Annotated in this window: 11 protein-coding genes; 5 read left to right on the top strand and 6 right to left on the bottom strand. The window is 63.8% G+C overall.

Translation table 11 applies throughout. The features are described from left to right. Positions 1-57: 57 nt before the first annotated feature. A complete protein-coding gene (gene ppsA / locus E4487_RS17850; protein WP_175254001.1) occupies positions 58-2,430 on the bottom strand; it encodes a phosphoenolpyruvate synthase in 2,373 nt (790 codons plus the stop codon). Here ppsA and E4487_RS24925 point away from each other — a divergent pair. The 3 genes from E4487_RS24925 (at position 2,377) to E4487_RS17840 (ending at position 4,144) form a co-directional block, all read left to right on the top strand. Next, positions 2,377-2,592 (top strand): hypothetical protein, encoded by a 216-nt coding sequence (locus E4487_RS24925; RefSeq protein WP_371923154.1) that lies wholly within the window; start codon positions 2,377-2,379, stop codon positions 2,590-2,592. The two genes, ppsA and E4487_RS24925, sit on opposite strands and share 54 nt — an antisense overlap. 86 nt (positions 2,593-2,678) lie before the next feature. Continuing rightward, positions 2,679-3,497 (top strand): pyruvate, water dikinase regulatory protein, encoded by an 819-nt coding sequence (locus tag E4487_RS17845; RefSeq protein WP_037047682.1) that lies wholly within the window; start codon positions 2,679-2,681, stop codon positions 3,495-3,497. Positions 3,498-3,514: 17 nt separating this feature from the next. Further along, entirely contained in the window at positions 3,515-4,144 is a 630-nt protein-coding gene (locus tag E4487_RS17840) for a LysE family translocator (protein WP_175254000.1), read from the top strand. A 5-nt stretch (positions 4,145-4,149) separates the two neighbouring features. Here the strand turns inward: E4487_RS17840 and prpF are convergent, their stop codons facing one another. From prpF to E4487_RS17815, 5 genes are all read right to left on the bottom strand, one after another. Beyond that, the gene (gene prpF / locus E4487_RS17835; RefSeq protein WP_175253999.1) at positions 4,150-5,337 is read right to left on the bottom strand and encodes a 2-methylaconitate cis-trans isomerase PrpF; all 1,188 of its coding nucleotides are present in this window, start codon (positions 5,335-5,337) and stop codon (positions 4,150-4,152) included. A gap of 165 nt (positions 5,338-5,502) precedes the next feature. Next, on the bottom strand, positions 5,503-8,112 hold the full coding sequence (gene acnD / locus E4487_RS17830; protein WP_175254022.1) for a Fe/S-dependent 2-methylisocitrate dehydratase AcnD: 2,610 nt from the start codon (positions 8,110-8,112) through the stop codon (positions 5,503-5,505). Positions 8,113-8,126: 14 nt separating this feature from the next. Further along, positions 8,127-9,284 (bottom strand): 2-methylcitrate synthase, encoded by a 1,158-nt coding sequence (gene prpC / locus E4487_RS17825; protein ID WP_037047700.1) that lies wholly within the window; start codon positions 9,282-9,284, stop codon positions 8,127-8,129. 30 nt (positions 9,285-9,314) lie between these two features. Next, positions 9,315-10,202 carry a methylisocitrate lyase gene (gene prpB, locus E4487_RS17820; RefSeq protein ID WP_037047702.1) on the bottom strand — a complete coding sequence of 296 codons (888 nt, stop codon included), beginning with the start codon at positions 10,200-10,202 and terminating at the stop codon, positions 9,315-9,317. After that, on the bottom strand, positions 10,199-10,936 hold the full coding sequence (locus tag E4487_RS17815) for a GntR family transcriptional regulator (RefSeq protein ID WP_037047704.1): 738 nt from the start codon (positions 10,934-10,936) through the stop codon (positions 10,199-10,201). Before E4487_RS17815 ends, prpB begins: the two co-directional genes overlap by 4 nt. A 304-nt stretch (positions 10,937-11,240) precedes the next feature. Between E4487_RS17815 and E4487_RS17810 the strand changes: the two genes are divergently transcribed. Further along, on the top strand, positions 11,241-11,777 hold the full coding sequence (locus E4487_RS17810; RefSeq protein ID WP_037047706.1) for an ATP-dependent zinc protease: 537 nt from the start codon (positions 11,241-11,243) through the stop codon (positions 11,775-11,777). A gap of 5 nt (positions 11,778-11,782) precedes the next feature. Then, a complete protein-coding gene (locus tag E4487_RS17805; RefSeq protein ID WP_037047708.1) occupies positions 11,783-13,309 on the top strand; it encodes an inactive transglutaminase family protein in 1,527 nt (508 codons plus the stop codon). Position 13,310 lies beyond the last annotated feature (1 nt).

Here is a 13,310-nt window from a genome sequence, read left to right as displayed (position 1 = left end):
CCTGATAAGCAAAAAAAGGGCGGGATCAACCCGCCCTTCTTCGGTCGATCGCGAGGCTTAGGCCGGTTGGGACTCGGCCAGGAAGAACCAGGTGTCGAGTACCGAATCCGGGTTCAGCGACACGCTCTCGATGCCCTGCTCCATCAGCCAGCGCGCCAGGTCCGGGTGGTCCGACGGGCCCTGACCGCAGATGCCGATGTACTTGCCCGCCTTGTTACAGGCGGCAATGGCGTTGGCCAGCAGCTTCTTCACCGCCGGGTTACGTTCATCGAACAGGTGCGCGACGATGCCGGAGTCGCGATCCAGGCCCAGGGTCAGCTGGGTGAGGTCGTTGGAACCGATGGAGAAACCATCGAAGAACTCCAGGAACTCATCGGCCAGCAGGGCGTTGGACGGCAGCTCGCACATCATGATGACCTTCAGGCCATCCTGACCACGGGACAGACCATTGCTGGCCAGCAGCTCGACCACCTGGCTGGCTTCGCCGAGGGTACGCACGAACGGCACCATGATCTCGACGTTGGTCAGGCCCATCTCGTTGCGCACTTTCTTCAGTGCGCGGCACTCCAGCTCGAAGCAGTCGCGGAACGACTCGCTGATGTAGCGCGAGGCACCACGGAAGCCGAGCATCGGGTTCTCTTCTTCCGGCTCGTACAGCTTGCCGCCGATCAGGTTGGCGTATTCGTTGGACTTGAAGTCCGACAGGCGCACGATGACCTTCTTCGGCCAGAACGCGGCGGCCAGGGTGCTGATGCCCTCGACCAGTTTCTCGACGTAGAAGTCGACCGGGTCACCGTAGCCGGCGATGCGCTTCTCGACGCTGTCCTTGATCTCCGGCGGCAGGCCGGCGAAGTTCAGCAGCGCTTTCGGGTGCACGCCGATCATGCGGTTGATGATGAATTCCAGGCGGGCCAGGCCCACGCCCTCGTTGGGCAGTTGGGCGAAGTCGAAGGCGCGGTCCGGGTTACCGACGTTCATCATGATCTTGAACGGCAGGTCCGGCATGGCGTCGACCGAGTTCTTGCGAATGTCGAAGCCCAGTTCGCCTTCGAAGATGAAACCGGTGTCGCCTTCGGCGCAGGAAACGGTGACGCCCTGGCCGTCCTTCAGCACGCTGGTCGCGTTGCCGCAGCCAACCACGGCCGGAATGCCCAGTTCACGGGCGATGATCGCCGCGTGGCAGGTACGCCCGCCACGGTTGGTGACGATGGCGCTGGCGCGCTTCATCACCGGCTCCCAGTCCGGGTCGGTCATGTCGGAGACCAGCACGTCGCCCGGCTGGACCTTGTCCATCTCGGAGACGTCGTGGATCACGCGGACCTTGCCGGCGCCGATGCGCTGACCGATGGCGCGACCTTCCACCAGCACGGTGCCCTTCTCTTTCAGCAGGTAGCGCTCCATCACGGTGGCGCTGGAACGGCTCTTCACGGTTTCCGGACGGGCCTGCACGATGTACAGCTTGCCGTCGTCACCGTCCTTGGCCCACTCGATGTCCATCGGGCGGCCGTAGTGCTTCTCGATGATCAGGGCCTGCTTGGCCAGCTCGCTGACCTCGGCATCGCTGATGCAGAAACGGGCGCGCTCGGCGCGGTCGACTTCCACGGTCTTGACCGAGCGGCCGGCCTTGGCTTCGTCGCCATAGACCATCTTGATCGCCTTGCTGCCCAGGTTGCGACGCAGGATCGCCGGGCGACCGGCTTCCAGGGTCGGCTTGTGCACGTAGAACTCGTCCGGGTTGACCGCACCCTGGACCACGGTCTCGCCGAGGCCGTAGGCGCCGGTGATGAACACCACGTCACGGAAGCCGGACTCGGTATCGAGGGTGAACATCACGCCGGCGGTGCCGGTTTCCGAACGCACCATGCGCTGCACGCCGGCGGACAGGGCGACCAGCTTGTGGTCGAAGCCCTGGTGCACGCGGTAGGCGATGGCGCGGTCGTTGAACAGGGAGGCGAACACCTCCTTGGCGGCGCGGATCACGTTGTCCACGCCACGGATGTTGAGGAAGGTCTCCTGCTGGCCGGCGAAGGACGCGTCCGGCAGGTCTTCGGCGGTAGCGGAGGAACGCACGGCGACCGCCATGTTGTCGTTGCCGGCGCTCATGGCGGCGAAGGCTTCGCGGATCTCGGCATCGAGACGGGCCGGGAATTCGGCGTCCATCACCCATTGGCGGATTTCTGCGCCGGTCTTGGCCAGGGCGTTGACGTCATCGACGTCCAGCGCATCCAGTGCGGCGTGGATGCGCTCGTTCAGGCCGCTCTGCTCGAGGAAATCACGATAGGCCTGGGCGGTCGTGGCGAAACCACCGGGAACCGAGACGCCGGCACCCGCCAGATTACTGATCATCTCGCCGAGGGATGCGTTTTTGCCCCCCACATGCTCTACATCGTGGACGCCGAGCTTATCGAGGGAAACTACGTACTCTACCAAGGTGATCTCTCCACTAGAATGTTGGAAAAGCTCAGAACTCGCGTGAAGCCTGCTGCACTTCGGCCCTGCAGGGCTCCAGCTGGCAGCCTTCACGCAAATTCTCGGGGGGCTGGACGCTCCGGCGACAGGTTGCCGCAAGATTGTGGCCTTGCCCTTGAATAAGTAACAATGCCAGACCCCATGGGGCCGGCGAAAAACGCGGCCTATCATAGCCAAGAATCGAACTCAGCTTAAGGCCTTTGGCGCAAATGAAACGAACCGCTTTCTTCATCTCCGACGGCACCGGCATCACGGCCGAAACCCTGGGCCAGAGCCTGCTCGCGCAGTTCGAGAACATTCAGTTCACCAAACTGACCCGCCCTTATATCGACAGCGTCGAAAAAGCGCGCGCCATGGTACAACAAATCGATGCCGCTGCCGAAAGAGACGGCATGCGCCCGATCATCTTCGACACCATCGTCAACCGTGACATTCGTGCGATCCTCGATACCGCGAATGGTTTCATGATCGACATCTTCTCCACCTTTCTCTCGCCGCTGGAGCAGGAGTTGAGTTCGCACTCCTCCTACTCCGTCGGCAAGTCGCACTCCATCGGCCAGAACTCCAACTACATGGAGCGCATCGAGGCGGTGAACTTCGCCCTGGACAACGACGATGGCGCCCGCACCCACTATTACGACAAGGCCGACCTGATTCTGGTCGGCGTATCACGCTGCGGCAAAACGCCCACCTGCCTGTACATGGCCATGCAGTACGGCATCCGCGCGGCCAACTATCCGCTGACGGAAGACGACATGGAGCGCCTGCAACTGCCCGAGTCGCTGAAGAAATACCGCGACAAGCTGTTCGGCCTGACCATCGACCCGGATCGCCTCACCGCCATCCGCCACGAGCGCAAACCCAACAGCCGCTACGCCAGCTATGCGCAGTGCGAGTTCGAGGTGCGCGAGGTGGAGAGCCTGTTCCGCCGCGAGAACATCGCCTTCATCAACTCCACGCACTTCTCCGTGGAAGAGATTTCCGCCAAGATCCTGGTGGAAAAAGGCGTGGAACGCCGTCTCAAATAACCTGCCGCGAGCCCGCCATGACGCTCAACGATGCCGTGCTGTTCGCCCCGATCGCCCTGCTGATCGCCATCACCCCGGGGCCCAACAACTTCTGCGCGATGAACAACGGTATCCGCCATGGTGTGACGACCGCCGTAGTGGCGACCACCGGGCGGGTCATCGCATTCGCTTTCTTCCTGCTCATTTCGGCGGTCGGCCTCGGCGCCATGCTGATGGCCTCCGAACAGCTGTTCACCGCGATCAAGTGGGTCGGCGCCGCCTACCTGCTCTACCTGGGTGTCAGCGCCTGGCGCAGCCGCGCCTTCGCCCTGGACGAACAGCAAGGTCTGACGCAACCCAGGCGCACCCTGTGGCTGGCGACGCGCCAGGAATTTCTCATCGGCATCAGCAACCCCAAGGCCATCCTGTTGTTCGCGGCGATCTTCCCGCAGTTCATCCGCCCCGATCAGCCTGCCGCCGAGCAGTTTCTCTACCTGGGCACGACCTATCTGCTGGCGGAGTACGCCGCTTCGCTGCTCTATGCACTGTTCGGCCTGCAAATCCGCCGCCTGATTCGCAGTGCCCGTGGCGTGCGCAACCTGAACCGCACCACCGGCGCCTTCTTCGTCGGCGCCGGCGGCCTGTTGCTGGGTACCAGCCAGCACTGAGCGACTCAGAAGCTGTCGCCCGGCACCCGTACCCAGCCTTCCATCAGGATGCGCGCGCTGCGGCTCATCACCGCCTTGGTCACCGCCCACTGCCCCTCGACCTGCCGGGCCTCGGCACCGACGCGCAAGGTGCCGGACGGATGGCCGAAGCGCACCGCTTCACGCTCACCACCACCGGCGGCCAGGTTGACCAGGGTCCCCGGCACCGCCGCCGCCGTGCCGATGGCCACCGCACAGGTGCCCATCATGGCGTGGTGCAGCTTGCCCATCGACAGCGCACGCACCAGCAGGTCGATCTCGCCGGCCTGCACCTGCTTGCCGCTGGAGGTGCGGTAATCCTTGGGCGGGCTGACGAAGGCGATCTTCGGCGTGTGCTGACGGGTCGCAGCCTCCTCGGCAGTCGCGATCAGCCCCATGCGCAGCGCACCGGCGATGCGGATCTGCTCGAAACGCGCCAGCTGCGCCGGGTCGCCATTGATGGCCTCGCGCAGCTCGGTGCCCTGGTAGCCGATGTCCTCGGCATTGACGAACACCGTGGGGATGCCGGCGCTGATCAGGGTCGCCTTGAAGGTGCCGATGCCAGGCACCTCCAGGTCGTCGACGAGGTTGCCGGTGGGGAACATCGAGCCCCCCTCCTCGCCATCGTCGGACGGGTCGAGGAACTCCAGCACGATCTCCGCCGCCGGAAAGGTCACGCCATCCAGCTCGAAATCGCCGGTTTCCTGCACCTGGCCGTTGCTGATCGGCACATGGGCGATGATGGTCTTGTGAATGTTGGCCTGCCAGATGCGCACCACGCAGGTGCCGTTCTGCGGGATCCGCGCCGGGTCCACGAGACCGGCATGGATGGCGAACGCCCCCGCTGCCGTGGACAGGTTGCCGCAGTTGCCGCTCCAGTCGACGAAGGCCTTGTCGATGGAGACCTGACCATAGAGGTAATCGACATCGTGCTCCGGCCGACTGCTGGCCGACAGGATCACGCATTTCGACGTGGACGAGGTCGCACCGCCCATGCCATCGATATGCGCCGAATAGGGATCAGGACTGCCGATGACGCGCATGAACAACCGGTCACGCGCCGCGCCTGGCACCTGGCAGCGCTCGGGCAGATCCTGCAGGCGAAAGAACACGCCCTTGCTGGTACCGCCACGGATGTAGGTAGCGGGGATTTTCACTTGCGGCAGATGAGCCATGAGTGCAGTCCTGAAAAAGTGGCCCGGATGCAATCCGGGGCAAGCAGATTTGGTCATGCCCGGATTGCATCCGGGCTACGTGCCAGACGCTGGGTGGATGGCGCTGCCCCATCCACCGTGGCAGATTCCACGGTAGATGGATGAGGCCTGATCCACTCTGCGAGGTCAGGCCACCGCGCCTTCGAGGAAGTCCTTGGCGAAGCGCTGCAGCACACCACCGGCCTTGTACACGCTGACATCGGCAGCGGTATCCAGGCGGCAGGTCACCGGCACCTTGAGCACTTCACCGTTCTGGCGGTTGACCACCAGGGTCAGCTCGCAACGCGGCGAGATCTCGCCTTCGATGTCGTAGGTCTCGGTACCGTCCAGGCCCAGGGTCAGGCGCGTGGTGCCAGGTTTGAACTCCACCGGCAACACGCCCATGCCCACCAGGTTGGTACGGTGGATACGCTCGAAGCCTTCGGCGACGATCACCTCCACGCCCGCCAGGCGCACGCCCTTGGCCGCCCAGTCGCGCGAGCTGCCCTGGCCGTAGTCGGCACCGGCAACGATGATCAGGTTCTGCTTGCGGTTCATGTAGGTTTCGATCGCCTCCCACATGCGCATGACCTTGCCTTCCGGCTCCACGCGGGCCAGCGAGCCCTTCTTGACCTGCCCGTCGACCACGACCATCTCGTTGACCAACTGCGGGTTGGCGAAGGTGGCACGCTGCGCGGTCAGGTGATCGCCACGGTGGGTGGCGTAGGAGTTGAAGTCCTCCTCCGGCAGGCCCATCTTGGCCAGGTACTCGCCCGCCGCCGAGTCCGCCAGGATGGCGTTGGACGGCGACAGGTGATCGGTGGTGATGTTGTCCGGCAGGATCGCCAGCGGACGCATGCCCTTGAGCGTGCGCTCGCCGGCCAGTGCGCCTTCCCAGTACGGCGGACGGCGGATGTAGGTGGACATCGGCCGCCAGTCGTACAGTGGGCTTTCCGCCTCCTGCACGCTACCGAGGTCGAACATCGGAATGTAGATCTGGCGGAACTGCTCCGGCTTCACGCTGGCGGCGACGATGGCGTCGATCTCCTCGTCGCTCGGCCAGAGGTCCTTCAGGGTGACCGGATTGCCATTGGCATCGGTACCCAGCGCGTCCTGCTCGATATCGAAGCGCACGGTGCCGGCGATGGCGTAGGCCACCACCAGCGGCGGCGAAGCGAGGAAGGCCTGCTTGGCATAGGGATGGATGCGCCCGTCGAAGTTGCGGTTGCCCGAGAGCACGGCGGTGGCGTACAGGTCGCGGTCGATGATCTCCTTCTGGATCTGCGGATCGAGCGCACCGGACATGCCGTTGCAGGTGGTGCAGGCGTAGGCGACGATGCCGAAGCCGAGCTTCTCCAGCTCCGGCAGCAGGCCGGCCTCTTCCAGATACAGCCTGGCGACCTTCGAGCCTGGCGCGAACGAGGTCTTCACCCAGGGCTTGCGTACCAGCCCCAGGGCATTGGCCTTCTTCGCCACCAGACCGGCCGCGACGACGTTGCGCGGGTTGGAGGTGTTGGTGCAACTGGTGATGGCCGCGATGATCACCGCGCCGTCGGGCATCAGCCCCTCGGCTTCCTCGCCCTTGCCGGACTGCAGCTTGGCTTCATCGGCGATGCCGCGCTCGGCCAGGGCCGAGGTCGGCAGGCGTCGATGCGGGTTGGACGGCCCCGCCATGTTGCGCACCACGCTACCCAGATCGAAACGCAGTACCCGCTCGTACTCCGCGCTTGTCAGCGCATCGCTCCACAGCCCCAGGGTCCTGGCGTAGTGCTCGACCAGCGCCACCTGCTCCGGCTCGCGACCGGTGAGCTTGAGGTAGTCGATGGTCTGCTCGTCGACGTAGAACATCGAGGCCGTGGCGCCGTATTCCGGGCACATGTTGGAGATCGTCGCGCGGTCGCCGATGGACAGGCTGTCGGCCCCTTCGCCGAAGAACTCGACGTAGGCACCCACCACGCGCTCCTTGCGCAGGAATTCGGTCAGAGCCAGGACGATATCGGTGGCAGTGATGCCCGGCTGGCGTTTGCCGGTCAGCTCGACGCCGACGATATCGGGCAGGCGCATCATCGATGGATGGCCGAGCATCACGGTCTCGGCCTCCAGGCCGCCGACGCCGATGGCGATCACGCCCAGCGCATCGACGTGCGGCGTGTGCGAGTCGGTGCCGACGCAGGTGTCGGGAAACGCGATGCCGCCACGCGCCTGGATCACCGGGCTCATCTTCTCCAGGTTGATCTGGTGCATGATGCCGTTGCCGGCCGGGATCACATCGACGTTCTTGAACGCGGTCTTGGTCCAGTCGATGAAGTGGAAGCGATCCTCGTTGCGGCGGTCCTCGATGGCGCGGTTCTTCTCGAACGCATCCGGATCGAACCCCGCTGCCTCCACGGCCAGAGAGTGATCGACGATCAGTTGCGTCGGTACCACCGGGTTGACCTTGGCCGGATCGCCGCCCTTGTCGGCGATGGCATCACGCAGGCCGGCCAGGTCGACCAGCGCAGTCTGGCCCAGGATGTCGTGGCACACCACGCGCGCCGGATACCAGGGGAAGTCCAGGTCGCGCCGGCGATAGACCAGTTGCTCCAGCGACGCCGTCAGGTCCTGCGGCGCGCAGCGACGTACCAGCTGCTCGGCGAGCACGCGCGAGGTGTAGGGCAGCTTGCTCCAGGCGCCGGCCTGGATCGCCTCGACCGCCTCACGGGCGTCGAAGTAATCCAGCGCGGTACCGGGCAAGCGCTTGCGGTATTGGCTATTCACGGTGTCGGTCATGATTATTTACGATCCTTGAGCGGCACGAACTTCAGGTCTTCGGGGCCTGTGTAGTTGGCGCTCGGGCGGATGATCTTGCCGTCGATGCGCTGCTCGATGACGTGCGCGGACCAGCCGGCGGTGCGGGCGATGACGAACAACGGGGTGAACATCGCGGTGGGCACACCCATCATGTGGTAGCTGACGGCGCTGAACCAGTCGAGGTTGGGGAACATCTTCTTGATGTCCCACATCACGCTCTCCAGGCGCTCGGCGATGTCGTACATCTTGCTGTTGCCCTGCTCCACCGAGAGCTCGCGAGCCACTTCCTTGATCACCTTGTTGCGCGGGTCGCTGACGGTATAGACCGGATGACCGAAGCCGATCACCACCTCCTTGCGCTCGACCCGGGCACGGATGTCGGCCTCGGCTTCGTCCGGGCTGTCGTAGCGCTTCTGCACTTCGAAGGCCACTTCGTTGGCGCCGCCGTGCTTCGGCCCGCGCAGCGCACCGATGGAACCGGCGATGCAGGAGAACAGGTCCGAGCCGGTGCCGGCGATCACCCGCGAGGTGAAGGTCGAGGCATTGAACTCGTGCTCGGCGTACAGGTTGAGCGAGGTGTGCATGGCACGCACCCAGGACTCGCGCGGTTTCTCGCCGTGCAGCAGATGGAGGAAATGGCCGCCGATGGAGTCATCGTCGGTGTCCACCTCGATACGCTTGCCGTTGTGGCTGTAGTGGTACCAGTACAGCAGCGCCGAACCCAGCGAGGCCATCAGCTTGTCGGCAATGTCGCGGGCACCCGGATGGTTGTGATCGTCCTTCTCCGGCGCCAGACAACCGAGCACGGACACCGCGGTACGCATCACGTCCATCGGATGGGCGGACGGCGGCAGCTGCTCCAGCGCGGCCTTCACCCCGGCCGGCAGGCCACGCAGCGCCTTGAGCTTGGCCTTGTATCCGGCCAGCTCGGCGACGTTCGGCAACTTGCCGTGGACCAGCAGGTGGGCGATTTCCTCGAACTCGCAGCGATTGGCGAAATCGAGCACGTCATAGCCACGGTAGTGCAGGTCGTTACCGGTGCGGCCGACGGTGCACAGTGCGGTGTTGCCGGCGGCGGTACCGCTCAGGGCGACGGACTTCTTCGGTTTGAAGCCAGGGGTGGTTTCAGTGGCACTCATGGTTATCTCCTCGAATCCTTGTTCTTGTCTTTATTTCTTGCCGGCGGCGAACAGCGCATCGAGTTTCTGCTCGAAGGCGTGGTAGCCAATACGGTCATAGAGTTCGGCACGGGTCTGCATCAGCTCGATCACGTCCTTCTGGTGGCCGTTCTGGCGAATCGAGGTGTAGACACTCTCGGCCGCCTTGTTCGCCGCGCGGAAGGCGGACAGCGGATAGAGCTGGATGGCGACGCCGACCGAGGCCAGTTCGTCGCGGGTGAACAGCGGCGTGGCACCGAACTCGGTGATGTTGGCCAGTACCGGTACGTTCAGCGCATCGACGAAACGCTTGTAGGTCGGCAGGTCGTACGCCGCCTCGGCGAAGATGCCGTCGGCACCGGCCTCGACGTAGGCCTGGCAACGCTCGATGGCCGCGTCCACGCCTTCGGCCTGGATGGCGTCGGTGCGGGCGATGAGGAAGAAATCGGGGTCGGTCCTGGCGTCTGCGGCGGCACGCACGCGGTCGACCATTTCTTCGCAGGAGACGATTTCCTTGCCCGGACGGTGACCGCAGCGCTTGGCGCCGACCTGATCCTCGATGTGCGCCGCAGCGGCACCGGCCTTGATCAGGTTCTTGATGGTGCGTTCGATGTTGAAGGCGCTGGGACCGAAGCCGGTGTCGATGTCCACCAGCAGCGGCAGATCGCAGACATCGGTGATGCGCCGCACGTCGGTCAGCACGTCATCCAGGGTGTTGATGCCCAGGTCCGGCAAACCGAGGGAGCCGGCCGCCACACCACCGCCGGACAGATAGATGGCGCGAAACCCCGCGCGCTTGGCCAGCAGCGCGTGGTTGGCATTGATCGCACCGATTACCTGCAGCGGACTCTCGATGGCGAGGGCCTGGCGGAAACGCTGGCCGGCGGAAAGCTGAGTCATGAATCACCTCGGGTCTTGGATGGAGTGGTGAGCGCGCCCTGCCCGTTCTGGGCAACGTAGTGGCGCTCGATGTTGCGCTTGGAAGCGCCGATATGACGGCGCATCAGCAGTTCGGCCAGTTCGCCGTCACGCTCGGCGATGGCATCGAGAATGCGGTGATGCTCGGCGAACGCCTGGCGCGGCCGGTTGGGCGTCGCGGAAAACTGCAGGCGGTACATGCGCACCAGCTGATACAGCTCGTCGCAGAGCAGCTTGGCCAGGGTGCGGTTGCCGCTGCCCTGGATGATCCGGTAGTGGAAGTCGAAGTCGCCTTCCTGCTGGTAGTAGCCGACCCCCGCCTTGAACGCGGCGTCCTGCTCGTGCAGTTCCAGCACCCGGCGCAGCTCGTCGATTTCCGTCTGCGTCATGCGTTCGGCGGCCAGGCGGCAGGCCATGCCTTCCAGCGATTCGCGGATCTCGTACAGCTCGATCAGCTCGGCATGGCTCAGCGACACGACCCGCGCCCCCACGTGCGGGACGCGCACCAGCAGCTTCTGTCCCTCCAGGCGGTGAATCGCCTCGCGCAACGGGCCGCGGCTGATGCCATAGGTACGCGCCAGCTCCGGCTCGGAGATCTTACTGCCGGGAGCGATCTCGCCCTTGACGATGGCCGCCTGGATCAAGCGAAAGACATGCTCGGAAAGTGTTTCCGAATCCGCCTGAGGCGTGACCAGTTCATTCGATTCGAGCAGCATGATTGTCGACACCAGAGCATTTCGATAGGTGCAAAACTACGCTCAAAAGCCGAACCAGTCAAAGCAGACCAAAGTATTGTCGACAATATTTTCAACTCGGCCAGGTCTGAAAAGCGCGACCTTACTTGCAGAAAGCTACATAAGCGTCTGTCAGCATGGAAAATCTCCATGCTAGAATTCGCCGAACTCAAGCCCGGCCAGCGTCCGCTGCCTCGCCTGCTAGACTTCATGGCGGACAGCTGTCTGGCAGGATGCCTCCAGGCGCTGTTCATCACCCTCTCCTGGCAAGACCTCTCAAGGACTCATGAGACTGAAACCCTTCTCCTTGCTGCTCTGCCTGTTGACCCTGTCCTGCCCTGCTCTGGCCATGGGCAAGTCTGTCTATGGCCTGAACGAATACATCTACATCGAAGAGCTCGACCTCCAGGTGGCAGCCAAGCTCGACACCGGCGCCAAGACCGCCTCGCTCAGCGCCCGGGACATCGAACGCTTCAAACGCGACGGGGAAACCTGGGTGCGTTTCGTGCTGGCCATCGACGACACCCACGAGCGCACGATCGAGCGCCCTCTGGCGCGTATCAGCAAGATCAAACGCCGTGCCGGCGACTACGATCCGGACGAGGGCAAGACCTACACCGCGCGCCCTGTAATCGACCTTGAACTGTGCATGGGGCAGGCCCTGCGCACAATTGAAGTGAACTTGACCGACCGAAGTGCATTCCAATACCCGCTTCTGATCGGCTCCGAAGCCCTCAAGCATTTCGGTGCCATGGTCGATCCAAGCCTAAAATATGCAGCTGGAAAACCCGGCTGCACCGATGACGCAACCCCTGGCGAGTAATTCCCATGCGCTCTCTGAACCTGCATCTGAAAGTCCTGATCACCCTGCTGGTGACCCTGGGCGTTCTGATTACGGCATACCAAATCTTCATTCTCGGCATCCCGGTGACCGAGGACGAGACCGACGATCTGTGGAACATCGACGCCAAGGTCGAGTTTCAGGCCAGCCCGCGTGAGCCGGTCAAGCTGCAGATGTTCGTACCGCCGCTGAACCAGGATTACGTGAGCCTCAACGAGAGTTTCATCTCCAACAACTATGGCGTCAGCGTCAACCGTGTCGACGGCAATCGCCGCGTCACCTGGTCAGCCCGCCGCGCCAACGGCAAGCAGACCCTCTACTACCGCCTGGTGCTGACCAAGCGTTACAGCGGCGAGCAGGCACCTGCCAAGGGGCCGATCTTCCGTGACAGCATTGCCGTGGAGGGCCCGGAGAAGATCGCCGCAGAAGCGCTGCTCGCGCCGATCCGCCAGCATTCCGCGGATGTCGAGACCTTCATCAGCGAGACCATCAAGCGCGTCAACAACGCCAACGACGACAACGTCAAGCTGCTGCTCGGCGGCGACGCGTCCACCGTCAACAAGGCCAAGGTCGTCGAGCTGCTGCTGTCCATCGCTCACGTGCCGATGGAACGCGTGCACACCATTCGCCTGCAGGCCGAGGTCGCCCAGTCGCCCGAGCTGTGGCTGCGCAGCTTCAATGGCCAGAAATGGCTGTACTTCAATCCCGAATCCGGCGAGCAGGGCCTGCCCGCCGATCGCCTGGTCTGGTGGATCGGTGACGAAGAGTTGGTCAACCTCGAAGGGGGTCGTCAGGCCCAGGTCAGCTTCAGCCTGAACAACAGCGAGATGAATGCCATCCGCCTGGCCAAGCTGACCGACGAGAACACCGACGCCAGCTTCCTCGAGTACTCGCTGTACGGCCTGCCCCTGCAGACCCAGCAGACCTTCATGATCATGGTCATGATCCCGATCGGCGTACTGGTGATCCTCATCCTGCGCAACCTGGGTGGCCTGCAGACCCTGGGGACCTTCACCCCGGTGCTGATCGCCCTGGCCTTCCGCGAAACCCAGCTGGGCTTCGGCATCTTCCTGTTCACCGTGATCACGGCGCTCGGCCTGTCGTTGCGCTCCTACCTGGAACACCTGAAGCTGCAGATGCTGCCACGCCTGTCGGTGGTGCTGACCTTCGTGGTGGTGCTGATCGCCGCCATCAGCCTGTTCAGCCACAAGCTGGGTCTGGAGCGCGGCCTGTCCGTCGCCCTGTTCCCGATGGTGATCCTGACCATGACCATCGAACGCCTGTCGATCACCTGGGAAGAGCGCGGCGGCGGCCATGCCTTCAAGGTCGCCATCGGTACCCTGTTCGCCGCCACCGTCGCACACCTGCTGATGATGGTTCCGGAGCTGGTGTACTTCGTGTTCACCTTCCCGGCGATCCTGCTGATCCTGGTGGGCTTCATGCTGGCGATGGGTCGTTACCGCGGCTACCGCCTGACCGAACTGTTCCGTTTCAAAGCCTTCCTCAAGGACTAAG

The sequence above is a fragment of the Pseudomonas sp. BMW13 genome (assembly GCF_013357275.1).
In the GTDB taxonomy this organism is placed as follows: Bacteria; Pseudomonadota; Gammaproteobacteria; order Pseudomonadales; family Pseudomonadaceae; genus Aquipseudomonas; species Aquipseudomonas khazarica.
Note: the sequence above shows the minus strand (reverse complement) of the source record. Positions and strands in the feature narration are given on the sequence as shown.

What these genes read in the sequence shown, in the direction of transcription:
- E4487_RS17805 (WP_037047708.1), top strand. Translation starts at nt 11,783, where the DNA reads ATGCGCTCTCTGAACCTGCATCTGAAAGTCCTGATCACCCTGCTGGTG.
- E4487_RS17840 (WP_175254000.1), top strand. Translation starts at nt 3,515, where the DNA reads ATGACGCTCAACGATGCCGTGCTGTTCGCCCCGATCGCCCTGCTGATC.
- prpB (WP_037047702.1), bottom strand. Translation starts at nt 10,202, where the DNA reads ATGACTCAGCTTTCCGCCGGCCAGCGTTTCCGCCAGGCCCTCGCCATC.
- E4487_RS24925 (WP_371923154.1), top strand. Translation starts at nt 2,377, where the DNA reads ATGCTCTACATCGTGGACGCCGAGCTTATCGAGGGAAACTACGTACTC.
- E4487_RS17815 (WP_037047704.1), bottom strand. Translation starts at nt 10,936, where the DNA reads ATGCTGCTCGAATCGAATGAACTGGTCACGCCTCAGGCGGATTCGGAA.
- prpC (WP_037047700.1), bottom strand. Translation starts at nt 9,284, where the DNA reads ATGAGTGCCACTGAAACCACCCCTGGCTTCAAACCGAAGAAGTCCGTC.
- E4487_RS17810 (WP_037047706.1), top strand. Translation starts at nt 11,241, where the DNA reads ATGAGACTGAAACCCTTCTCCTTGCTGCTCTGCCTGTTGACCCTGTCC.
- E4487_RS17845 (WP_037047682.1), top strand. Translation starts at nt 2,679, where the DNA reads ATGAAACGAACCGCTTTCTTCATCTCCGACGGCACCGGCATCACGGCC.
- prpF (WP_175253999.1), bottom strand. Translation starts at nt 5,337, where the DNA reads ATGGCTCATCTGCCGCAAGTGAAAATCCCCGCTACCTACATCCGTGGC.